Annotated in this window: 18 protein-coding genes and 3 tRNA genes; 9 read left to right on the forward strand and 12 right to left on the reverse strand. The window is 72.1% G+C overall.

What is annotated here, in order from left to right:
* Positions 1 to 4: 4 nt before the first annotated feature.
* A complete protein-coding gene (locus ACZ7J0_RS06855) occupies positions 5 to 694 on the reverse strand; it encodes an esterase/lipase family protein (RefSeq protein WP_470884702.1) in 690 nt (229 codons plus the stop codon).
* Positions 695 to 815: 121 nt separating this feature from the next.
* Here ACZ7J0_RS06855 and ACZ7J0_RS06860 point away from each other — a divergent pair, with 121 nt between their 5' ends.
* Complete coding sequence (locus tag ACZ7J0_RS06860) at positions 816 to 2,264, forward strand: acyl-CoA synthetase (protein ID WP_470884704.1); 1,449 nt, start codon at positions 816 to 818, stop codon at positions 2,262 to 2,264.
* A complete protein-coding gene (locus ACZ7J0_RS06865; RefSeq protein ID WP_470884706.1) occupies positions 2,257 to 3,600 on the forward strand; it encodes a carboxyl transferase domain-containing protein in 1,344 nt (447 codons plus the stop codon). Before ACZ7J0_RS06860 ends, ACZ7J0_RS06865 begins: the two co-directional genes overlap by 8 nt.
* 148 nt (positions 3,601 to 3,748) lie before the next feature.
* Here ACZ7J0_RS06865 and ACZ7J0_RS06870 read toward each other — a convergent pair whose 3' ends face one another.
* Positions 3,749 to 4,999, reverse strand: coding sequence for an MFS transporter (locus tag ACZ7J0_RS06870; RefSeq protein ID WP_470884708.1), 1,251 nt, complete (start codon positions 4,997 to 4,999; stop codon positions 3,749 to 3,751).
* 315 nt (positions 5,000 to 5,314) lie between these two features.
* Positions 5,315 to 5,815 (reverse strand): MarR family winged helix-turn-helix transcriptional regulator, encoded by a 501-nt coding sequence (locus ACZ7J0_RS06875; RefSeq protein ID WP_470884709.1) that lies wholly within the window; start codon positions 5,813 to 5,815, stop codon positions 5,315 to 5,317.
* Between the two features lie 100 nt (positions 5,816 to 5,915).
* Between ACZ7J0_RS06875 and ACZ7J0_RS06880 the strand changes: the two genes are divergently transcribed.
* The gene (locus tag ACZ7J0_RS06880) at positions 5,916 to 6,329 is read left to right on the forward strand and encodes an organic hydroperoxide resistance protein (protein WP_468705609.1); all 414 of its coding nucleotides are present in this window, start codon (positions 5,916 to 5,918) and stop codon (positions 6,327 to 6,329) included.
* Positions 6,330 to 6,463: 134 nt separating this feature from the next.
* Here ACZ7J0_RS06880 and ACZ7J0_RS06885 read toward each other — a convergent pair.
* From ACZ7J0_RS06885 to ACZ7J0_RS06895, 3 genes are all read right to left on the reverse strand, one after another.
* A tRNA-Ile gene (locus tag ACZ7J0_RS06885) sits at positions 6,464 to 6,537 on the reverse strand.
* Positions 6,538 to 6,703: 166 nt separating this feature from the next.
* A tRNA-Asn gene (locus ACZ7J0_RS06890) sits at positions 6,704 to 6,776 on the reverse strand.
* A 5-nt stretch (positions 6,777 to 6,781) separates the two neighbouring features.
* Positions 6,782 to 6,854, reverse strand: a tRNA-Asn gene (locus tag ACZ7J0_RS06895).
* Positions 6,855 to 7,044: 190 nt separating this feature from the next.
* On the opposite strand from ACZ7J0_RS06895, the gene ACZ7J0_RS06900 reads away from it, so the two are divergent.
* The 4 genes from ACZ7J0_RS06900 to ACZ7J0_RS06915 are packed head-to-tail and all read left to right on the forward strand — an operon-like array spanning position 7,045 to position 12,559.
* Positions 7,045 to 7,344 (forward strand): YtxH domain-containing protein, encoded by a 300-nt coding sequence (locus ACZ7J0_RS06900; protein ID WP_469118409.1) that lies wholly within the window; start codon positions 7,045 to 7,047, stop codon positions 7,342 to 7,344.
* A 38-nt stretch (positions 7,345 to 7,382) separates the two neighbouring features.
* Positions 7,383 to 8,822: an FGGY family carbohydrate kinase gene (locus ACZ7J0_RS06905; RefSeq protein ID WP_470884711.1), complete on the forward strand. Its 1,440-nt coding sequence runs from the start codon at positions 7,383 to 7,385 to the stop codon at positions 8,820 to 8,822.
* Positions 8,823 to 8,876: 54 nt separating this feature from the next.
* Positions 8,877 to 10,610, forward strand: a complete 1,734-nt coding sequence (locus ACZ7J0_RS06910; RefSeq protein WP_470884713.1) for an ABC transporter ATP-binding protein — start codon at positions 8,877 to 8,879, stop codon at positions 10,608 to 10,610.
* Positions 10,610 to 12,559 (forward strand): ABC transporter ATP-binding protein, encoded by a 1,950-nt coding sequence (locus tag ACZ7J0_RS06915; protein ID WP_470884715.1) that lies wholly within the window; start codon positions 10,610 to 10,612, stop codon positions 12,557 to 12,559. The genes ACZ7J0_RS06910 and ACZ7J0_RS06915 overlap by 1 nt, the downstream gene beginning before the upstream one ends.
* 67 nt (positions 12,560 to 12,626) lie before the next feature.
* Here ACZ7J0_RS06915 and ACZ7J0_RS06920 read toward each other — a convergent pair whose 3' ends face one another.
* The 6 genes from ACZ7J0_RS06920 to ACZ7J0_RS06945 all read right to left on the reverse strand — a co-directional run bounded on the left by ACZ7J0_RS06920 (position 12,627) and on the right by ACZ7J0_RS06945 (position 20,724).
* Entirely contained in the window at positions 12,627 to 13,862 is a 1,236-nt protein-coding gene (locus ACZ7J0_RS06920; RefSeq protein ID WP_470884717.1) for an RNA polymerase sigma factor, read from the reverse strand.
* Positions 13,863 to 13,971: 109 nt separating this feature from the next.
* Positions 13,972 to 15,864 (reverse strand): DNA primase, encoded by a 1,893-nt coding sequence (gene dnaG, locus ACZ7J0_RS06925; RefSeq protein ID WP_470884719.1) that lies wholly within the window; start codon positions 15,862 to 15,864, stop codon positions 13,972 to 13,974.
* Positions 15,865 to 15,945: 81 nt separating this feature from the next.
* The gene (locus ACZ7J0_RS06930) at positions 15,946 to 17,205 is read right to left on the reverse strand and encodes an NAD(P)/FAD-dependent oxidoreductase (RefSeq protein WP_470884721.1); all 1,260 of its coding nucleotides are present in this window, start codon (positions 17,203 to 17,205) and stop codon (positions 15,946 to 15,948) included.
* A 298-nt stretch (positions 17,206 to 17,503) separates the two neighbouring features.
* Positions 17,504 to 18,814, reverse strand: coding sequence for a deoxyguanosinetriphosphate triphosphohydrolase (locus ACZ7J0_RS06935; RefSeq protein ID WP_470884723.1), 1,311 nt, complete (start codon positions 18,812 to 18,814; stop codon positions 17,504 to 17,506).
* A gap of 41 nt (positions 18,815 to 18,855) precedes the next feature.
* Complete coding sequence (locus ACZ7J0_RS06940) at positions 18,856 to 19,797, reverse strand: sirohydrochlorin chelatase (RefSeq protein WP_470884725.1); 942 nt, start codon at positions 19,795 to 19,797, stop codon at positions 18,856 to 18,858.
* Positions 19,798 to 19,983: 186 nt separating this feature from the next.
* Positions 19,984 to 20,724 (reverse strand): hypothetical protein, encoded by a 741-nt coding sequence (locus tag ACZ7J0_RS06945; protein WP_470884727.1) that lies wholly within the window; start codon positions 20,722 to 20,724, stop codon positions 19,984 to 19,986.
* A gap of 387 nt (positions 20,725 to 21,111) precedes the next feature.
* Between ACZ7J0_RS06945 and ACZ7J0_RS06950 the strand changes: the two genes are divergently transcribed.
* Together ACZ7J0_RS06950 and ACZ7J0_RS06955 are read left to right on the forward strand one after the other, a co-directional pair.
* Complete coding sequence (locus tag ACZ7J0_RS06950; RefSeq protein ID WP_470884729.1) at positions 21,112 to 21,852, forward strand: aquaporin; 741 nt, start codon at positions 21,112 to 21,114, stop codon at positions 21,850 to 21,852.
* A 62-nt stretch (positions 21,853 to 21,914) separates the two neighbouring features.
* On the forward strand, positions 21,915 to 22,670 hold the full coding sequence (locus ACZ7J0_RS06955) for a SanA/YdcF family protein (protein WP_470884731.1): 756 nt from the start codon (positions 21,915 to 21,917) through the stop codon (positions 22,668 to 22,670).
* Positions 22,671 to 22,688 lie beyond the last annotated feature (18 nt).

Raw genomic sequence — 22,688 nt, forward strand, 5'->3', positions numbered from 1 at the left:
GCCCTCAGCTCCTGAGGAAGGCGCGGACGCCCTGGGAGACCCCGTCGTCACCGAGGAGGGCGTTGTGGTCAAGGCAGCCGGCCGCGTGGTTGGCGGCGCCGCTCAGGGGGACGCTGTTGTCCGGGTTGACGATCTCGTCGCAGTTCGACCACCAGGTGGCGTACCGGACCGCGCCCGGGGTCTCGTCCCCTTCCGCGAGGCCCTTCTGGACGTAGGAGCCGGGGGTCATGTCCCGGCAGGCCTGGTCCCACAGGGCACAGGCCCACGCCGTACTGGTGCCGTGGTTGGGGCCGGCGAGCGAGACCCAGCGGTCCACGGTCGCGGACCCGCCGCCGTGCTTCACGTACCAGCGGCCGACGAGGCTGCCGAAGGAGTGGGCGACGAGGTCGACGCGGGCGGCCCCGGTCTGCCGGCGGACCTCCTCCACATAGGCGGCGAGCCGGCCGGAGAGGGTCTCGTTGACCGACTGGTGGGTGTCGTAACTCCAGGAGAACAGTTCCGCGTCCGTGTAGCCGTCCGCCTTCAGATCGTCGCGCAGACCGCCCCAGACGCCCGGGTCGGCGTTGTAGCCGTGGATGAGGACCACGGGGTTGCGGGCGGCACGCGGCGCCGCGGCGCTCGCCACGGTGGCCGGGATCAGCAGAGTCAGCAGCGTGGCGAGGAGCGGGATCAATCGTCTGGACAGGGCCTGCATCGCTTCCCCTTCGGCGAAGTTACGCACGAGTACGCGAGGTGTGGGGAGAATGCTGGGGCTTGTGCGTGCGAATGAACAGCCCCATGCGGCACCTTCTGCCGCGACACGAGGAGGACGACGGGTGAGCTCACTCTTCCCGGCCCTGACCCCCGGGTCGGACCGGCCCGCCCTGCGCTTCGGCGACCGCGCTCTGACCTACGGCGGACTCGCCGCGGCGGCCGGCTCGGCCGCGGCCAGGATCGACGGGGCGGGGCGCGTCGCCGTCTGGGCCACGCCGACACTGGAGACGGCGGTCGCGGTGGTCGCGGCGCTGCTGGCCGGAGTGCCGGCCGTGCCGCTCAACCCCAGGACCGGCGAGCGGGAACTGGCGCACATCCTCGGGGACAGCGCCCCGTCCATGGTCCTGGCCGGACCCTCGGACGAACTACCCGCGGGTCTCGGGGAGTTGAAGCGCCTGGACCTGCAGGTCACGGACACGGACGAGACCGCCACGGCCACTCTTCCCGAGGAACCCGGACCCGAACATCCCGCCCTGATCGTCTACACCTCCGGGACGACGGGACCGCCGAAGGGCACGGTCCTCCCCCGGCGGGCCGTCGCCGCCTCGCTGGACGCGCTGGAGGACGCGTGGGCGTGGACGGCCGACGACGTCCTGGTGCACGCCCTTCCCCTGTTCCATGTGCACGGCCTGATCCTGGGCGTCCTCGGCCCGCTGCGCCGGGGCGGGGAGGTGCGGCACCTCGGCAAGTTCTCCACCGAGGGCGTGGCACGGGAGCTCGGGAACGGCGGAACGATGCTCTTCGGCGTACCGACGATGTATCACCGGCTGGCTGAAGTCCTGGACACCGACGAGGAGTTGGCCCGGGCGATGGCCGGGGCGCGACTGCTGGTGTCGGGGTCGGCCGCGCTGCCCCTCCATGACCACGCCCGGATCACGGCGGCGACCGGACGGCGGGTCGTCGAGCGGTACGGGATGACGGAGACGCTCATGAACACGAGCATCCGCGTCGACGGGGAGCGCCGGCCCGGGTCCGTGGGGCTGCCGCTGCCCGGCGTCGAACTGCGGCTGGTGGAGGAGGACGGCACGCCGATCGAGGCGTACGACGCGGAGACGGTGGGCGAGATCCAGGTGCGGGGGCCGAACCTCTTCACCGAGTATCTGAACCGGCCGGACGCCACCGCGGCGGCCTTCGACGGCGACTGGTTCCGGACCGGCGACATGGCGGTCCGCGACCCCGACGGGTACGTACGGATCGTGGGCCGCAAGGCCACCGATCTCATCAAGAGCGGCGGCTACAAGATCGGCGCCGGTGAGATCGAGAACGCGCTGCTCGACCACCCCGGCGTGCGGGAGGCCGCCGTGACGGGCGAACCGGACCCCGATCTCGGTGAGCGGATCGTCGCCTGGGTGGTGGCGGCGGATCCGGCGGCGCCGCCGACCGTGACGGAGCTGACGGACCATGTCGCCGCGCAGCTGGCGCCGCACAAGCGGCCCCGGACGGTGCGTTTTCTCGACTCCCTGCCGCGCAATGACATGGGCAAGATCATGAAGCGGGATCTCCATGGCTGACGTGCCGAGGCTCACCGCGCGCGAGGCGATCGCGCTGCTCACGGACGACTTCACGGACGCGCCGTGGGTCACCGCCCCGGCCGCGGCCCCGGACGGGCCGGTGGCCTGGGCGGGTTACGACACTTCGCACGCCCGGGCGGTGGAGCGCACGGGTGAGGAGGAGTCCGTGGTCCACGGCACCGCCGTCGTCGGCGGCCGGCCGTGCGTGATCGTCGCCTTCGAATTCCGCTTCCTCGGCGGCTCGTTGGGCGAGCGGGCCGGTGATCTGCTGGTCGCCGCCTACCGCACGGCCCGTGAACGCCGGCTCCCGCTGGTGTCGCTGGTCGCGACCGGCGGCAGCCGGATGCAGGAGGGCATGATCGCACTGACCCAACTCCAGCGCGTGGCACGGGAGTCGGTACTGCTGCGGGACGCGGGCCTGCCGCATGTGGCAATCCTGCGCGATCCGGCGACCGGCGGCGGCTGGGCGACGGTCGGGGCGGGCGCCGATGTGGTCATCGCCCTGCCCGGCGCCCAGATCGGCTTCGCCGGGTCCCGGGTGCGGCCCGCCGACGCGGACCCGTCGGCTTATACGGCGGAGGGCCAGTGGGCGGCGGGCCACATCGACGCGATCGTCGAGCCGCGGGAGCTGCGCGAGACGGCCGGGCTGTGGCTGACGCTGCTCACGGGCGGCGCGGCCCATCCCGCGCCCCCGCCGGCCGCGCTCGCCGACACTCCCCCGCCCGGCACCGGGTGGGAGGCCGTGGAGCGGGCCCGGGACGCGCGACGGCCCCGCGCCGGGGCGTATCTGGACGCGTACTTCGACGTCCGGCGGGACATCCGCGGCGACCGCTGCGGTGGCACGGACGAGGGAATGCTCTGCGGCTTCGGTCTGCGGGGCGGGCAGGTCGTCGCGTACGCCGCCCAGTGCGGGACGGCGACGCGCCCCGCGGGCTACCGGACGGCCGCCCGGCTGCTGCGGCTCGCCGACCGGCTCGGCATCCCGGTCCTGACCCTGGTCGACACCCCGGGAGCGGCCAACGACGCGGAGGCCGAGCGGTCCGGCGCGGGCGCCGCGATCGCCGAGACGTTCGCGGCCGTCGCGGCGGCGCGGGTCCCGGTGACCACGCTGCTGATCGGCGAGGGCGGCTCGGGCGGCGCCCTGGCACTGGCGGCCCCCGGCAACACCTGGGCCACGCCGGACAGCTACTTCTCGGTAATCGCACCGGAGCTGGCCGCGGCCATCCTCAAGCGCCCGCCCGAGGAGGCCCCGGCAACCGCCGGACAACTCCGGCTGCGGCCTCAGGACCTGCTGGAGCTGGGGGTCGTCCGCGGAATCGTGACGCCCGGCGAGTGAGCCGAAGGGGGCGCGGTGTCGAGAGGATGGGGGTCCCCCCGCCGAAGGCGGGGGCGGCGCGGCGACTGCGAGGAACGAGCAGTCGAGCACGATCGACCGTCGGCGAACGCTGAAAGCCCCCAAAGGCGAACTGAGCCCAACAAACCAGTCAGGTCGTGGGGGTGCGCGCGTCGTAGCGGACGAAGCCCGGGAAGCGCAGGGCGAGCAGCCAGACGGTGAAGGCGCAGAGGATGCCGCCGCCGGTCAGGGCGACGGTCGGGGAGGTGAGGTCGGCGGCCGAGCCGGCGAGGAACTCGCCCAGGCGCGGCCCGCCCGCGACCACCACGATGAAGACGCCCTGGAGCCGCCCTTGCATCTCGTCGGGGACCGCGGCCTGGAGCATGGTGTTGCGGAAGACCATGGAAACGGTGTCCGAGTATCCGGCGAGGGCGAGGAAGACCACCCCGAGCCAGACGTTCCGGGTCAGACCGAAGACCGCGATGGCCGCGCCCCAGGCGGCGACGGCGAGAACGACCGCCAGGCCCTGCCGGTGGATCCGGCCCTGCCATCCGGACAGCACTCCACCGAGCAGCGCGCCCGCGGCCGGGGCGGCGACGAGGAGGCCGGTGGTGCGGGCGTCGCCGCCGTACCAGACGACGGCGACGACCGGGAACAGCGAACGCGGCTGCGCCAGGATCATGGCGCAGAGGTCCGAGAAGAACGTCATCCGCAGATTGGGACGCCCGGCGAGGAAGCGCAGCCCGTCCAGTACGGAGGGACGCTTCGCGGTGGTCCGGTCCGGCCGGATGGAGGGCAGCCGCCACATCGCGTACAGCCCGGCGCCAAAGGCCAGGGCGTCGATGGAGTAGGCGATCTGATAGCCCCCGAGGCCCACGATCACGCCGCCGAGGGTCGGGCCGACGAGCATGCCGAAGGTGACCGTCATGGAGTTGAGTGCGTTGGCGGCGGGCAGCTGCTCGGGCGGCAGCAGGCGCGGGATCATCGAGCTGCGCGCCGGGGAGTTGAGCGCGGCGCACACCGCCTGGAGGGTGACGATCGCGTACAGGAACCAGACCTGGTGGAACCCGGCGAACGCGGCGGCCGCGAGCGCGACGGAGAGCGTGGCGGATCCGGAGGCGCTGGCGAGTCCGAGCTTGCGGCGGTCGACGGTGTCGGCGATGACGCCGCCGTAGAGCCCGAAGACGACGAACGGTACGAGCGAGAAGAGCCCGACGAGCCCGACGGCGAAGGGCGACCGGGTGATCGCGTAGACCTGGAGGGAAATGGCGAGCGCGGTCATGCCCTGGCCGACCCAGGAAACGGTGTTCCCGAACCAGAGCCGCCGGTAGTGCAGGGAGCCTCTGAGCGGCGTGAGATCGGCGAGGACCCGCCGCCGCGCGGGCGCGTCGGCGGCGGTCACCGGCCGACCCGGCCGGCGCGTCTGAAGGGTATGGACATGCGCGCAGTATAGGAGCGTTCGCTGGAGCGGTCCCTTACATTTACGCCGCCACGGTGCCCACGCCCGGCCGGGCTCCACCCGCGCCGCACCCGCCATCCGGCTCCCGGCCCCGGCTCCCGACGAGTGGCTTCCACCTACGCCAAACGGCTCCCGGTCGCACCCGCCATCCGGCTCCCGGCCAAGGGCCCACGCTCCCCGCCAGAGGCCGGCCCCCGCCACCCCGCACTCCCACGCGCCGACCGCGAGGGACACCGGCACCCGTGGAGGGGCGCTCGGTCATGCGGTCCCGTCGCCGTCCGCCAGGCACTCGATGTCGAGGTCGACGGCGTCGAGCCGCGCGGACAGCGCGTTGAGCCGGTCCCTCAGCTCGCGGATCTCCTCCAGCGGCATACCCGTCGCGGCGGCGATCCTGCGCGGCACCCCGAGGGCCCGCTCGCGCAGGTCCACCCCGGCCTCCGTGGGCCGCACGCTCACGGACCGCTCGTCCTCGGCGCTGCGCCGCCGCTCGACGTACCCGGCCGCCTCCAGCCGCTTGAGCAGCGGGGACAGGGTGCCGGAGTCCAGCCGCAGATGCTCCCCGATCTTCTTGACGGGCAGCTCGCCGTGCTCCCAGAGCACCAGCATCACCAGGTACTGCGGATAGGTGAGGCCGAGGTCCCTGAGCGCGCCGCGGTACACGCCGTTGAAGGCGCGGGACGCGGCGTGCAGCGAGAAGCAGATCTGGTGGTCGAGACGGAGGAAGTCCTCGTCCCGCACGGTGCCGAGCGTCGTCTCCATGCCTCCAGGTTACGTCACACGTGAGCCATTCAGTTGTGCACAACTGAATTGTGCGGTACCAATAGAGGGTCGCACCGCAGGACGAGAGGACAGGAATCCCATGAACGCGCTGTACACCGCCGTCGCCACCGCCAACGGCCGCGAGGGCCGCGCCGTCAGCTCCGACGGCCACATCGACCTGCCGCTGGCCCACCCCCAGGCGCTCGGCGGCAACGGGCAGGGCACCAACCCCGAGCAGCTCTTCGCCGCCGGCTACGCGGCCTGCTTCGCCAGCGCGATGGGCCTGGTCGCCCGCCAGGAGAAGATCGACGTCAAGGACGCCTCGATCACTGCCGAGGTCAGCATCGGCAAGGACACCGACGGCGGCTTCGGCCTCGCGGTCGTCATGCGCGCGGAGTTCCCCGACCACCTCCAGGGCGAGGCGGGCCGCGACCTCCTGGAGAAGACGCACGCCTTCTGCCCGTACTCGAAGGCCACCCGCGGCAACATCCAGGTGGAGCTCGTCGTCGAGTAACGAGCCGTCGGGCGTGTCACTTCGGACGCGCCACGGTCACACGAATGCCCCCGGCGTGTCGTACGTGGTGTACGTCACTCCGGGGGCATTCTTGTCGCGGCAGGTGGAAACGTTCCTGCATGCGCGACCCGCAGTGGGGCGGGTGGGACTCGAACCCACGGCCGACGGATTATGAGTCCGCTGCTCTAACCGGCTGAGCTACCGCCCCTTTACGGCGTGGCGCGTACATGTGTGCGCGCCGTCTGCCGCAGCATAGCCGCTCATACGATCTCCTGCTCCGGATGTGGCAACGCACGCCCAAGAGGACTGCCGTTGCGCGCCGGGCGGTTCCCGGGCATAGAAAAGAGGACCCCGAAGGGTCCTCTTTTTTTCCGCTCCCCCGGCTGGACTCGAACCAGCAACCCTCCGGTTAACAGCCGAATGCTCTGCCAATTGAGCTACAGGGGACCGCGCTCCCCCGACTGGACTCGAACCAGTAACCTGCCGGTTAACAGCCGGCTGCTCTGCCAATTGAGCTACAGGGGATTGCTGCATTGCCTCGAACGCACTCATCTCCGGTGTCCCGGGCGGCGCGCGTTCGCTGCGACACATACATTAGCGCAAGCAGGGGGGTGCTCCGCCAATCGGTATCCCCATGGGTTTCAGCCCGGGTGATCACGGGCCCCGCAGGGTAGGCGGCCTGCACCTGCACCGACATCAGGGAAGGGTGGCAGCCATGCGGTACAAGCTCACGTTCGTCGCCGGACTGGCCCTCGGTTACGTCCTCGGCACACGGGCCGGGCGCGAGCGCTACGAGCAGTTGAAGAAGTCGGCCCGGGAGCTCTCGCACAACCCGGCCGTCCGCAATGCCGCCGAGACGGCGGCGCACACGAGCCGGGATGTGGCCGGCAAGGCGTTCCACGCGGTCAGCGACAAGGTCGGTGACGCGGTGCCCGCCTCGGTGACCCAGCGGGTGCGCGCGCTGCGGGACCGCGGCAACGGCACCGAGGACGAGTGGGGAACCACCAACACCTGAGGGCGAGCATGCCCGCCCGTGCGGCAGAATCTCCAGACATGGGGATAGTCGCCGGGTTGGACAGTTCGTCTGGGTTCACACGCATCGTCGTCTGTGACACGGATACGGGTGCGGTGCTGCGGCAGGGCTATGCGCCGCACCCCGTCGACCCCAAGGCCGTCGAGGTGGACCCGCAGGCCTGGCTGCTCTCGCTCGGCGAGGCCGCGACCGGCGGTCTGCTCGAGGGCGTGCAGGCCATCGGTGTCTGTGCGCAGCAGCACGGGCTCGTCCCCCTCGACGCCCAGGGCTCGCTTGTGCGGCCGGCGCTCGTCGGCAACGACAAGCGGGCGCAGGTCGCCGCCGCCGATCTGATCGAGGCGTTCGGCGGCCGGCAGGCCTGGGCCGAGGCCGTCGGCTGTGTGCCCCAGGCCTCGCAGACGGTGTCGAAGCTGCGGTGGCTGGCGCGTACCGAGCCGGAGGCGGCCGGGCGCGTCGCCGTCCTGATGCAGCCGCACGACTGGCTGGTGTGGCAGCTGCTCGGCCGGCCCGCGCGGCGGACCACCGACCGGGGCGCGGCTTCGGCCACCGGCTACTGGTCGGCGGCCAGTGGTGCGTACCGGCCCGATCTCGTCGAACTGGCGCTCGGCCACCAGGCGATGCTCCCCGAGGTGCTCGGCCCCGCCGAGGCCGCCGGGACGACGCCCGAGGGCCTGCTGATCTCCGCGGGGACGGGCGAGACCATGGCCGCCGCGTTCGGGCTCGGCCTGGCGGTCGGTGACGCGGTCGTGTCGCTGGGGGCCTCGGGCTCCGTGATGGCCGTGCACCACGAGGCGCTGGCCGACCCCCGCGGGATGATCACCTCATTCGCCGACGCCACCGGGATGCACCTGCCGGTCGTGCACACCTCCAATGCCGTCCGGGCGCTGCGCGGCACCGCGGAGATGCTCGGCGTCGACGACCTGGCGGAGCTGTCCGCGCTGGCCATGAAGTCCACTCCGGGCGCGTCCGGTCTGGTGCTGCTCCCCTATCTGGAGGGCGAGCGGACGCCGCACCTGCCGCACACCGCGGGCACGCTCAGCGGGCTGCGCCGGGAGTCGATGAAGCCGGAGCACCTGGCGCGGGCCGCTTTCGAGGGCATGCTGTGCTCGCTCGCGGACGCGATGGACGTGCTGCGCGGGCGCGGGGTCGAGGTGCGCCGGGTCTTCCTGCTGGGAGCGGCGGCCGAGCTGCCGGCCGTGCAGGCCGTGGCGCCGAGTGTCTTCGGCGCGCAGGTCGTCGTTCCGCAAGCCGCCGACTACGCGGCGCTCGGCGCGGCACGGCAGGCGGCGTGGGCGCTCGGGGTGAGCCGGGGGACGCTGTCGCCGCAGGCCCCGCCGGCCTGGCAGGGCGCGGCGGCCCAGGTGTTCGAGGCGGGCGAGGAGCTGGCGGTCGGTCAGGCGGTGCGCCAGCAGTACATCGCCACGCGGGACCAGGTGCACCCGGGATCGTTCGCTTCCTGATCATCCGGAAAAACGGAGTCGTAACGTTGTGCGGGCGCACGCGATAGTGAACCCGTGCTCATACGACTTCTCCGAACCCACCTTGGACCGTACAAGAAACCGATCAGCCTTCTGGTGGCGCTGCAGTTCCTGCAGACCTGCGCCAGCCTCTACCTGCCCACCCTGAACGCGGACATCATCGACAACGGTGTCGTCGACGGGAACACCCGTTACATCCTGGAGTTCGGCGCGATCATGGTCGCGGTCTCCGTGCTCCAGGTCGTCTGCAACATCGGGGCCGTGTACTACGGGGCCCGCACCGCCTCGGCGCTCGGCCGCGACGTGCGGGCGGCCGTCTTCGAGCGGGTGCAGTCCTTCTCGGCGCGCGAGGTCGGCCACTTCGGGGCGCCCTCGCTCATCACCCGCACGACCAATGACGTCCAGCAGGTCCAGATGCTGGTGCTGATGGCGTTCACCCTGATGGTGTCGGCGCCGATCATGTGCGTCGGCGGCGTGATCATGGCGCTCGGCCAGGATGTGCCGCTGTCGGCGGTGCTGCTGGCCGTGGTGCCGGTGCTCGGTGTCTCCGTGAGCCTGATCGTGAAGCGGATGCGGCCGCTGTTCCGCACCATGCAGGACCGGCTCGACACGGTGAACCGGGTGCTGCGCGAGCAGATCACCGGCAACCGCGTCATCCGGGCGTTCGTGAAGGACGGCTACGAGAAGGAGCGCTTCGGCCACGCCAACGGCGAGCTGACGGATGTGTCGATGTCGACGGGCCGGCTGATGGCGCTGATGTTCCCCACCGTGATGACGGTCGTGAACGTCTCCAGCATCGCGGTCGTCTGGTTCGGCGCCCACCGCATCGACAGCGGTGGGATGGAGATCGGCGCGCTGACGGCGTTCCTGGCCTATCTGATGCAGATCGTGATGGCCGTGATGATGGCCACCTTCATGTTCATGATGGTGCCGCGGGCCGAGGTGTGTGCCGAGCGGATCGAGGAAGTGCTGAGCACCGAGACGAGTGTCGTACCGCCGTCCGCGCCGGTACGGGAGCTGTCCCGCCGCGGTCATCTGGAGGTACGGGGCGCCGACTTCCGCTACCCGGGGGCCGAGGAGCCGGTGCTGCGCGAGGTCGATCTGATCGGCAGGCCGGGCGAGACGACGGCGATCATCGGATCGACGGGCAGCGGCAAGTCGACGCTGCTCGGACTCGTGCCCAGGCTGTTCGACGCGACCGGCGGCGACGTCCTGGTGGACGGGGTCGATGTCCGCACACTGGACCCGGCGCTGATCGCCAGGACCGTCGGGCTGGTGCCGCAGAAGCCGTACCTCTTCTCCGGGACCGTGGCGACGAACCTGCGCTACGGGAAGCCGGACGCGAGCGACGAGGAGCTCTGGCACGCGCTGGAGGTCGCCCAGGCCGCCGACTTCGTACGCGGTCTGGAGAACGGGCTGAACGCGCCGATCGCGCAGGGCGGCACCAACGTCTCCGGCGGGCAGCGTCAGCGGCTCGCGATCGCGCGGACGCTCGTGCAGCGGCCGGAGATCTATCTCTTCGACGACTCCTTCTCGGCGCTCGACCACACGACCGACGCCCTCCTGCGCGCCGCGCTGTCGCGGGAGATCGCCGACGCGACCGTGGTGATCGTCGCCCAGCGGGTGTCGACCATCCGTGACGCCGACCGGATCGTGGTCCTCGACGAGGGCCGGGTCGTCGGCACAGGACGCCATCACGAGCTGATGGCGGGCAATGAGACCTACCGGGAGATCGTGCTCTCCCAGCTGACCGAGGCGGAGGCTGCCTGATGGCCGGTCCTGGTGGACGAATGATGGCCGGTGGCGGCCCCGACCAGCGGTCGATGGACTTCAAGGGTTCCGGCAAGCGGCTGCTGCGGCAGCTGGCGCCGGAGCGGACGGCGCTGTGGTTGATGCTCGGCGCGGGTGTGCTGAGCGTGGCGGCGTCGGTGGTCGGCCCGAAGATCCTCGGCAGGGCGACCGACCTGGTCTTCGCCGGGGTCGTCGGGCGCGGCATGCCGAAGGAGGTCACGAAGGACAGGGCGATCGCGGCGCTGCGGGCCAAGGGGGACGACGGGCTCGCCGACATGCTCTCCGGCGTGGACTTCGTGCCCGGACAGGGCATCGACTTCACCGCGGTCGGCGAGGTGCTGCTGTGGGCGCTGGCCATCTATGTGGCGGCCGGTCTGCTGATGCTGGTGTCGACCCGGATGTCGATCAAGGTCATCAACCGGACCGTGTACCGGATGCGCGAGGACGTCCAGGCGAAGCTGGCGCGGCTGCCGCTGTCGTACTTCGACAAGGCCAAGCGGGGCGAGGTGCTGAGCCGGGCCACCAATGACATCGACAACATCTCGCAGACGATGCAGCAGTCGATGGGTCAGCTCATCAACTCCCTGCTGACCATCGTCGGCGTACTGGCGATGATGTTCTGGATATCGCCGCTGCTGGCGCTGGTCGCGCTGGTGACCGTGCCGGTGTCGGTGGTCGTGGCGACGAAGGTCGGCAAGCGCTCACAGCCGCACTTCGTGCAGCAGTGGAAGTCCACCGGGCGGCTCAACGCCCATGTGGAGGAGATGTACACCGGCCACGCGCTGGTGAAGGTCTTCGGGCGGCAGGACGAGTCGGCCGCCGACTTCCGGGAGCAGAACGAGGCGCTGTACGAGGCCGGTTTCAAGGCGCAGTTCAACAGCGGGGTCATGCAGCCGGTGATGTTCTTCATCTCGAACATCAACTATGTGCTGGTGGCCGTGGTCGGCGGGCTGCGGGTGGCGTCCGGTTCGCTGTCCATCGGTGACGTCCAGGCGTTCATCCAGTACTCCCGCCAGTTCTCGATGCCGCTGACGCAGGTCGCCTCGATGGCCAATCTCGTGCAGTCCGGTGTCGCCTCCGCCGAGCGGATCTTCGAGTTGCTCGACGCGGACGAGATGGAGCCGGACGCCCCGGTGCGGGATGGGGAGTCGGTGGCGCCGAAGGAGCCGCGCGGACCGAGGGGCCGGGTGGCGCTGGAGAAGGTGTCGTTCCGCTACGAGCCGGAGAAGCCGCTGATCGAGGAGCTGTCGCTGGCGGTGGATCCGGGGCAGACGGTCGCGATCGTCGGTCCGACGGGTGCGGGCAAGACGACGCTGGTCAATCTGCTGATGCGGTTCTACGAGGTGACCGGCGGCCGGATCTCCCTCGACGGAGTCGATGTGTCGACGATGTCCCGGGACGAACTGCGCTCCGGGATCGGCATGGTCCTGCAGGACACCTGGCTCTTCGGCGGCACCATCGCCGAGAACATCGCCTACGGCGCCTCGCGGAAGGTCACCCGGGAGGAGATCGAGGAGGCGGCGCGCGCCGCGCACGCCGACCGGTTCGTCCGGACCCTGCCCGACGGCTACGACACCGTGCTCGACGACGAGGGTTCGGGCGTCAGCGCCGGCGAGAAGCAGCTGATCACCATCGCGCGGGCGTTCCTGTCCGATCCGGTGATCCTGGTGCTCGACGAGGCCACCAGCTCCGTCGACACCCGCACCGAGGTGCTCATCCAGAAGGCGATGGCCCGGCTGGCGCACGGACGGACGAGCTTTGTGATCGCCCACCGGCTCTCCACGATCCGGGACGCGGACGTGATCCTGGTGATGGAGAACGGCTCGATCGTCGAGCAGGGCACGCACGAGGAGTTGCTCACGGCGGAGGGCGCCTACGCCCGGCTGTACGCGGCGCAGTTCGCGCAGGCGGTGGCCGAGGTCGACTAGGACCGGGGCCAGGACACGGGGGCGGGGCGCCGGCAGGCGGCCCGCCCCTCGCCGTAGGGGCGGGCCGTCAGTCGAGATAGCCCCTCAGCTGGTCCGCGAAGGCGTGGTCACGCAGTTTGTTCAGCGTCTTGGACTCGATCTGGCGGATGCGTTCCCGGGTCACGCCGAAGATCCGGCCGATCTCCTCCAGTGTGCGGGGGCGGCCGTCGGCGAGGCCGTAGCGCAGCTGGACGACCTTGCGTTCGCGTTCACCGAGCGTGGAGAGCACCGCGTCCAGGTGCTCGCGCAGCAGCAGGAAGGCCGCCGATTCGACCGGGGACGCGGCGTCGCCGTCCTCGATGAGATCGCCGAGGGCGACGTCGTCCTCCTCACCGACGGGGGCGTGCAGCGAGACGGGTTCCTGGGCCAGGCGCAGGACCTCGCTGACGCGCTCCGGGGTCAGGTCGAGGTGGGCGGCGACCTCTTCGGGGGTCGGTTCGTAGCCGCGTTCCTGGAGCATCCGGCGCTGGACGCGGATGACCCGGTTGATGAGTTCGACGACATGGACCGGGACCCGGATGGTGCGGGCCTGGTCGGCGAGGGCGCGGGACATCGCCTGCCGGATCCACCAGGTCGCGTACGTCGAGAACTTGTAGCCGCGCGCGTAGTCGAACTTCTCGACGGCTCTGATCAGGCCCAGGTTCCCCTCCTGGACGAGGTCGAGCATGGTCAGGCCCCGGCCGATGTAGCGCTTGGCCACGGAGACCACGAGCCGGAGGTTCGCCTCGATGAGCCGGCGCTTGGCCATCCGGCCCATGACGACCAACCGGTCCAGGTCGACGGCGAGTTGCGAGTCGGGGTCGGGGGTGCGGGCGAGCCGCTCCTCGGCGAACAGGCCGGCTTCCACCCGACGGGCCAGCTCGACTTCCTCGGCCGCGGTGAGCAGCGGTATGCGGCCGATCTCGCGCAGGTACTGGCGGAACAGGTCGGAGGTCGGCCCGCTCGTGTCGGGTCGCACGGCGCGCGGCTCGGGCGGCTCGGGGAGGTCGGGCACGTCCGCGACGGCCTCCGGCCCGAGGTCCGGTACGGGGTCGGGGACGGGGTCCGGCACCGCCTCCGGATGGTGTGCGGCGAGGGCCTGCACGGGGACCCCCGCCACGGCCTCTGCTTCTGTCAGGGTCCGGGTCTGCACGGGGGCGACCTCCAGGGTGATCGCTGCCGGGTCGGGGGCGTGCGGCAGCGGGACGGGGGCGGCCGGGCCGCCGGTTTCCGTCCCGTACACGATGAGCGGAACCGCGGGGGCGCGATCCGAGGACTCAGGCACCGGACCCAGTGTGGGGTACGACACATCACCGCCACGAGGGGCGTGCGGTGACTTTTTGAATCCGGGGCGTCACCGAGCGGTTACCGCCTGCCGGAGGCCGCAGGGGGCGTCAGAGCGCGTCGGCGCCCCGGTCCCGCAGGGACTGGCCGTACTGCTGGAGGACCCACAACTCGTTCTGTACTGAAGCCAGTTGGGCCGGGTCGCCGTTCTGTCCGAGCCGGGCCAGCGTGCCCTGGATCTCCTGGAGGCGCCGGTCCACGGCGCGTCTGCGCACCCAGACGAGCTGCTCCCCCGCGTAGGCCTCGTCGACGACCCGGGCGTGGATGGCCTCGACCGCCAGCTCGGTGACGAGCGCGCGGACCGTGTCGTTGGGAGCGGACTCGCGGACCGCCGCCAGATAGTCCGAGGGCGCGTCGGTGGCGCCGCCCGCGTCCTGGATGCACTGTCGGACGGCGGCGTACGGAGGGGCGGTGAACTCGTCGATGCCGTACGCGTCGAAGGCGGGTGAGACCAGCGCCGGGTACTGAAGGGCGAGCTTCAGCAGCTCGCGTTCGGTGCGGTGGGCGGGGCTGCGGAGGTTGAGCGCGGGTCCGCCGGTGGCGGTCCGCGGCGCCGCCACGGGCTGTCTCTCGTAGGTTCGCTCGGGCGAGGCCGGTCCGCGTCCGCCCCGGTCGCGGGCCCAGCGGGCGATCTGGGCGACCCGCTTGACGACGAACTGGGTGTCGAGGATGCCGAGCATCCCGGCGAGCTGCACGGCGACCTCGTGCTGCGAGGAGATGTTCTTGATCCGGGCGACGACGGGCGCCGCCTCGTCGAGCGCGGCGCCGCGTCCCGCCGGTGTCTCCAGGTCGTAGCGGCCGACGATCTGGCGGAGCGCGAACTCGAAGAGCGGGGTGCGCGGCTCGGCCAGCTCCCGCACGGCCTCGTCGCCCTTGGCGAGCCGCAGGTCGCACGGGTCCATGCCGTCCGGGGCGATGGCGATATAGGTCTCGGCGGCGAACTTCTGGTCGTCCTCGAAGGCGCGCAGCGCGGCCTTCTGGCCGGCGGCGTCGCCGTCGAAGGTGAAGATCACGCGGGCCGAGCCGTTGTCCATCAGCAGACGACGGAGGATCTTGATGTGGTCGCCGCCGAAGGAGGTGCCGCAGGTGGCGATGGCGGTGGTGACCCCGGCGAGGTGGCAGGCCATGACATCGGTGTAGCCCTCGACGACCACGGCGCGGCTGACCTTGGCGATGTCCTTCTTGGCCAGGTCGATGCCGTACAGCACCTGGGACTTCTTGTAGATCGGCGTCTCGGGTGTGTTCAGGTACTTCGGGCCGTTGTCGTCGTCGCGGAGCTTGCGCGCGCCGAAGCCGACGACCTCGCCACCGACGTCGCGGATCGGCCACATCAGCCGGCCGCGGAAGCGGTCGATGGGGCCGCGGCGGCCGTCCTGGGAGAGCCCGGAGAGGGTCAGCTCCTTGTCGCTGAACCCCTTGCCGCGCAGGAAGCGGGTGAGGTGGTCCCAGCCGGCCGGGCTGTAGCCGACGCCGAAGTGGGCCGCGGCGGCCTGGTCGAAGCCCCGGGCGGCGAGGAACTTCCGGCCGATCTCCGCCTCGGCGCTGTCGAGTTGGGCGACGTAGAAGTCGGCGGCGGCCTTGTGCGCCTCGACGAGCCGGATGCGCTCGCCGCGCTGGTGGCCGGGGTTGTACCCGCCCTCTTCGTAACGCAGGGTGATGCCCGCCTTGGCGGCGAGACGCTCGACCGTCTCCGAGAAGGAGAGGTGGTCGATCTTCATCACGAAGGCGATGGTGTCGCCGCCCTCCTGGCAGCCGAAGCAGTGGAACAGGCCCTTGCTCGGGCTGACCTGGAAGGAGGGGGACTTCTCGTCGTGGAAGGGGCACAGGCCCTTGAGGTTGCCGCCGCCGGCGTTGCGCAGCTGGAGGTACTCGGACACGACGGCGTCGATCGGGACCGCGTCCCGTACCGCCTTCACGTCGTCATCGTTGATCCTGCCTGCCACGCCACGAGTCTACGGTCCCGAGGTGCGGCGCCCGGACCCTCTCGGGGCCCGGACCCCCGTGCACCCCGGGAGGGCGGTCCCTCAGGCCAGGCTGTCCAGAGGCACCGCCGGGTCCGCGAGGGCGTCGGGGTCCACGGGGGCGCCGGAGCGGATGAGTTGCTGGATGTGATCTGTGACGTCCCACACATTCACGTTCATCCCCGCCAGCACCCGGCGGTCCTTCAGCCAGAAGGCGATGAACTCGCGCTTTCCCACGTCGCCGCGGAGCAGCACCTGGTCGTACGAGCCGGGCGGCGCCCATCCCGAGTACTCGAGACCGAGGTCGTACTGGTCCGAGAAGAAGTACGGGACACGGTCGTAGGAGACCTGCCGGCCGAGCATCGCCCTCGCCGCGGCCGGGCCGCCGTTGAGGGCGTTGGCCCAGTGCTCGACACGGAGGCGGAGGTTCAGCAGCGGGTGCTGGGCGGCGGCCACGTCCCCGGCGGCGTAGATGTCGGGGTCGGACGTGCGCAGGCTCGCGTCGACGGCGACGCCGCCGCCGTGGGACCGGTCGACGAGCGCCAGGCCGGCGGTCTCGGCCAGGGCGGTGCGGGGGGCGGCGCCGATCGCGGCGAGCACCTCGTGGGCCGGGTGCTCCTCGCCGTCGTCGGTGCGGACGGCGAGGACCATGCCGTCCTGTCCGGTGATCTCGGTGAGCTTGGCGCCGAAGTGGAAGCGGACGCCGTGGGCGGCGTGGATGTCGGCGAAGAGCTGGCCGAGCTCGGGGCCGATGACGTGGTGGAGGGGGGTGGGCGCCGGTTCGACGACGGTGACCTCGGCGCCGTAGCCGCGGGCGGCGGCCGCGACCTCCAGGCCGATCCAGCCGGCGCCCGCGATGACCAGATGGCCGTTGTCGCGGCCGAGCGCGGCCAGCACGCGGCGCAGCCGGTCGGCGTGGGCGAGGCGGCGCAGATGGTGGACGCCCGCGAGGCCGGTGCCGGGGATGTCCAGGCGGCGCGGCTCCGCGCCGGTGGCGAGCAGCAGCTTGTCGTAGCGGATCGTGGTGCCGTCGCCGAGGCGCACGGTCCGCGCTTCCCGGTCGATGGCGGTCACGGGCTGGCCGAGGTGCAGTTCGACCTCGGCCCTGGCGTACCAGGCCGGCTCGTGGACGAAGACGCTGTCGCGTTCCTCCTTGCCGGAGAGGTACCCCTTGGACAGGGGCGGCCGTTCGTACGGGTGGTCGCGTTCGTCACCGATGAGGATCACCCGGCCCTTGAACCCCTCGGCGCGGAGCGTCTCCGCCGCCTTGGCCCCGGCCAGTCCCCCGCCGACGATGACGAAGGTCTGATCTGCGTCGACCACTTGATGCCTCCTCGTTGCGCCCGCTTCTACGCTACGCCGCCGCCGTAGCCCTTCCCTTCCGGGCTCGGCTCGCTTCCGGGACGCTGGAGCCGCTGTCGAGGGTCCACCGTGCTCGACCGCTCGTTCCTCACGGCCTCCGCGCGGTCTCCCTCTCGACAGCGGCGCGTCCCTTCGGCGCGCTCGCCGGCATGCCGCTACCGGCGAGCGTCCCGCACGGAGCGTGATGGCGGAAGAGGGGCCGCTCTCCGGGCGTGTCACGGCGGCGCGCCGATGGCCGGTTCCCGACCCCGGCCGGTCATCAGCGTCGGCTCGTGAGCCGGGCGTGCAGCGTACGGGCGGAGGCGTCGGTCAGCGAGGCGATGTGGTCGATGATCACCCGTTTGCGGGCGCGGTCGTCCCCCGCGGCGTCGAACAGGGCACGGAACTGGGGGTCCAGGCCTTCCGGGGCGCGGGCGGTGAGCACTTCGGCGAGTTCGGCGAGGACGATGCGCTGGTCGGCGCGGAGCGCCTCCTGCTCGGCGCGCTGCATGACATACCGGTCGGCGACGGCCTTGAGCACGGCGCACTCGTTGCGCGTCTCACGCGGGACGACCAGCTCGGCGGAGTAGCGGGTGAGGCGGCCGGAGCCGTGGGCCTGCCGGGTCGCGCCCTCGGCCGCCAGACAGAAACGCCCGATGAGTTGGCTGGTGGCGTCCTTGAGACGGGCCTGGGCGACGGCGGAACCGTCGTAGCCATGGGGCCACCACTGCTGCCCGAGGAGACGGTCGAGGGCCTCGGCGAGCTCCTGCGGGTCGGTGTCGTCGGGGACGTACCGGCCGATGGCCACGGCGAAGATGTCGGCGCGCTCGGGCTCGGCGTAGAGCAGGTTCGGGTCGATGTGGCCGGCGTGCAGACCGTCCTCGACGTCGTGCACCGAGTAGGCGACGTCGTCGGACCAGTCCATGACCTGGGCCTCGAAGCACTTGCGGTACGTGGGGGCGCCCTGGCGCACCCAGTCGAAGACCGGCAGGTCGTCCTCGTACACACCGAACTTGGACGAGTCGGGGTCGTCGGGGTGGCCGCCGCGCGGCCAGGGGTACTTGGTGGCGGCGTCGAGCGCGGCGCGGGTGAGGTTGAGGCCGACGCTGACGAGTTCACCGGTGGCGGGGTCGGCGACGAACCGTTTGGGCTCGATGCGGGTGAGCAGCCTCAGTGACTGGGCGTTGCCCTCGAAGCCGCCACAGTCCTTGGCGACGTCGTTGAGCGCCTGTTCGCCGTTGTGCCCGAACGGCGGGTGGCCCATGTCGTGCGAGAGGCAGGCGGCTTCGACGAGGTCGGGGTCGCACCCGAGGGCGGCCCCCAGCTCGCGCCCGACCTGGGCGCACTCCAGGGAGTGGGTGAGCCGGGTGCGCGGGCTGGCGTCCCAGGCGTGGCCCCGGGAGCCGGGTGTCACGACCTGAGTCTTGCCGGCGAGCCTGCGCAGCGCGGCGGAGTGCAGCACGCGCGCGCGGTCGCGCTGGAAGGCGGTGCGGCCGGGGCGTTTGTCGGGCTCGGGGGCCCAGCGCTCGGTCGCGGCCTCGTCGTACTCGGGGGGTGTGGTGTGCTCGGTGGTGCCTTCCATGCCGTCCATGCACCGACGGTATCCGGAGCCGGTGGGTGTGTTCCCCCGACTTAGGCCGTGGCGAGTTCCAGAGGGGCGAGTTCCCTGGGGGCGGCGACGGGGCGGGCGGTGAGGGCCTGTTCGTAGCGCTGGAGGACGAGCCGGGCGAGGGCCGGGTGGGCGCCGAGGGGGGCGGCGGCGATCCAGGGGGCGGCCGCGGCGCTGCGGGTGGCGAAGAGTCCGGGGGCGGTGAAGTAGGAGGCGACGGCGATCCGGTGGCGTCCGCGGGCGGCGAGGGCGCGGATGGCCTCCTGGACGGTGGGGGCGGCGGCGGAGGCGTAGGCGGCGACGACGGGGACTCCGCCGAGCCGTTCGCTCAGGAGCGCTGCCGTACGGCGCGTGTCGGCGGCCGATTCCGGGTCCCGCGAGCCGGCCGCGGCCAGGACGACGCCGGTGGAGCGGCTCGCGCTGTCCTCGGGGCGCCATCCGGCTTCCGCGAGCCGGTCGCGGAGCACCTCGACGAGCAGCGGGTGCGGGCCGAGCGGGGCGGCGATCCGGACGCGCGCGTGGCGGGCGGCGGCGGCCGCGGCGGGCAGGTCGTGCTTGACGTGGTAGCCGCGGCTGAGCAGCAGCGGTACGAGAACGGCCTCGGCCGGGCCGCCGCCGACGCCCCCGGCGAGGCCTTCGAGGGTGTCCGGCAGCAGCGGCTCGTTCAGTTCGACGTGCCCGAGCCGGACATCCAGACCGGGCCGCAGCTCCCGCACCCGCTCGAGGAGATCGCGCACCACGGCGACGGCACGGGGGTCGCGGCTGCCGTGCGCGACGGCTATGAGGGTGGGCCGGTCGGACCCGGGCCGGGAAGTGCTCATGGGTCTGCGCGTTCCGTTCAGGTGGACGTTGCTCAGCTGGCTGCCGAGCTGCGCGGTGATACGTGTGAGCAGCGCGGCGGTGCTGTCGAACGTGTCGTCGGCGGGAGGGAACGGGGACTCACGAAGGTGTACCGGCTCCGTCATGAACCGATCCTGACGTCCACACATTGCGTGGCGGTTGCGCGGGAGTGACGGGTGTTTTCCGGGAGCTCACAGAAGGGGGCGCGGGAGCGGGCGCAGGGGGTGGGCGGGGGTGCGGGTGGGGATGCGGGTGGGGATGCGGGTGGGGATGCGGGTGCCGTCGGCGTGTCGGACCTGTCGGCCGGCCCGTCAGGCGGACGTGTCGAGCCAGACCCGCAGGGAGCCCGTCGGCGTGAAGCCCTGGCGGAGGGCGGCGGTGAGGTCGTCGCCGTGTTCGTAGCCGGCCACGGGGGTCTCGGGGTACAGCGACGCGGCCGCGGCGAGACAGCCCGCCCAGGCGTCGTCGGCGGCCGCGCTCGTGTCGTCGGCCGCGAAGAGGTTGGAGACACCGACGACCGGGGAGCCCGCGCGGGCGCTGAGCACCGCACCGGCGACGATCCGGCCGTCGGCCCGGCCGGCGAGGACGGTCGTCGACGGGTCGGTGAGCAGCTCGGCCCGGAAGAGGCCGGCCAGGTGGGGGTCGTCGCCGCTCCAGGCCCTTTCCCAGGCGGTGAGTTCACCGGGCGTACGGACGGGGCCCCACTGTGCGGCGGAGGGAGCGGGGAGCGCGTGGCCGGCCGGGCGGTGGATCCACTCGGCCTCGAAGAGCAGCGTGAAGCCCTCCGTCTGCAGGTCGAGCGTGGCGTAGCTGTCCTTGACGGAGCAGCCGGGCGCCGACCGGTCGACGGCGCCGAGCACGTCCCGTACGGAGGCGTCGGCGGTGAGCGTCACGGCGTCGGGGTAGTACGTCGGGGCGCGGCGGGCGGTGGTCCAGGCGCGCTCGCCCCAGCTGCCGCGCAGGCCGTGGGCGCGGCACATGGCGTCGCACCACTCGGCGTTGTTGCGGGCGGCGGCCCCGCGGTCCCTGTCGCTGCCGGTCCCCGTGATCATGCAGAGATCATGGCAGGTGGCTCGGGGCGCGGCGGCCGGACGTCAGTACGATGCGCCGATGATCCGCCCCCTCATCGCCGGCGCCTCCTGCGCCGCCGTCATCGCGACGGCCGTCTTCGGCTGGTAGGCGACCGGCGTAGAGCCCCCCGATTGCCTCGTCGGGTACTTCTCGTCCGGCGGTCCGGAGGACCAGGAGGAGCAGGCCGAGCGTGCCTACCGGGACGCCATCGCCTCCGATAGGTGCGAGGAGCCGCGCCTGCGCTGGGTGGGCCGGCTCGACCGACGTCTCCCCCGCTCCCCCGTCACGCCCCCATGCGCCCTCCACATCTTCCGGAGAACGGAATATATTTTCCGCCACACGAACAAGAGTGAGGGGGACACACCATCATGAGCACACAGCGCGCCCTTCGGCGCCGAGTCGTCGCCGAACTGGTCGGCACCGCGTCGCTGGTCGCCGTGGTCATCGGATCGGGAATCCAGGCCAGCGCGCTCAGCCAGGACGTCGGCGTCCGGCTGCTGGCCAACTCCCTGGCGTCCGCGATCGGGCTCGGGCTGCTCATCGCCCTCTTCGGCCCGGTCTCCGGCGGACACCTCAACCCCGTCGTCACCCTCTCCGCGTGGTGGGCGCGTCGCGGTGGTGACGAGGACGGCCCCGACGGGCGCGCCGCCGCCCTCTACATCGCCGCGCAGCTCGCCGGGGCGGTCGGCGGCGCGCTGCTCGCGGAGGCGATGTTCGGGCGCACGCCCGGGGTCTGGTCCACCCAGGTGCGGTCGGCCGGTCATCTGTGGCTCGGTGAGGTCGTGGCCACCGCCGGTCTGGTGCTGCTCATCGTGGGACTCCAGCGGATCGGGCGGGCGCAGCTCGCCCCGGTCGCGGTGGGTGCGTACATCGCGGCGGCGATCTGGTTCACCTCCTCCGGCTCCTTCGCCAATCCGGCGGCGACGGTGGGCCGGGCGTTCACCGATTCGTTCACCGGGATCGCCCCGGCCTCACTGCCGGGGTTCATCGCCGCGCAGTTGGTCGGCGGAGCGCTGGGGGCGGGGCTCGCGGCGGTGCTGTACGGTCCCGTGCGTGTCGCACGCCGAGAGCCGGCCGGGGCCGAGCCCGGCGATCTTGGGGCGGGCTGAAACCGTACGCGTGTGTGGTGCGTCGGAGCAGGCGACGGGTGACACCACCAGGAGGTTCGTACATGCGACGCAGGGCACGGATGAGGCCGGGGCCCGGACTGCCGAGGCCGATTCTGCCCCGGCTCCGGCTGCCACGGCTTCGACTGCCGCGGCTCCGGCCGCCCCGGACCCGTCGCGCGCAACGGCGGGCCCTCCAGGCCGTCATGGCCGGATGTGTGCTCGCGCTCGCGCCGGCGACCTGGATGCACGCCGTCGCCGACAGCCGCCTGCGCACCACCGCGGACGTTCCCGCGCGGGACGTCGCCGTGGTCTTCGGTGCCGGCCTGTGGAAGGGGCGCCCCACCCCGTACCTCGCACACCGGCTCGACGCGGCGGCCGAGCTGTACCGGACGGGGAAGGTACGGGTCGTACTCGTCACGGGTGACAACAGCCGGGTCGAATACGACGAGCCGGACGCGATGCGCGCGTACCTCACCGCGCGTGGGGTGCCGGACGGGCGGATCGTCAGCGACTACGCGGGCTTCGACACCTGGGACTCCTGCGTCCGCGCGAAGAAGATCTTCGGGGTGGAGCGGGCGGTCCTGGTGACCCAGGGCTTCCACATCCGCCGGGCGGTGGCGCTCTGCACGGCGGCGGGGGTGGACGCGTACGGCGTCGGCGTCACCGAGCCGCACGACTCGGTCTGGTACTACGGCGGCGTCCGGGAGCTCGCGGCGGCGGGCAAGGCGGCCGTGGACGCGGCCCTCCGGCCGGAACCGCACTTCCTGGGCCGCGAGGAGGCGGGCGTGGCGGAGGCGCTGGCGTCGGACACGCGCTGACCACTGTCGTGCCCGGCG

The sequence above is a fragment of the Streptomyces sp. NPDC038280 genome (genome assembly GCF_055600045.1).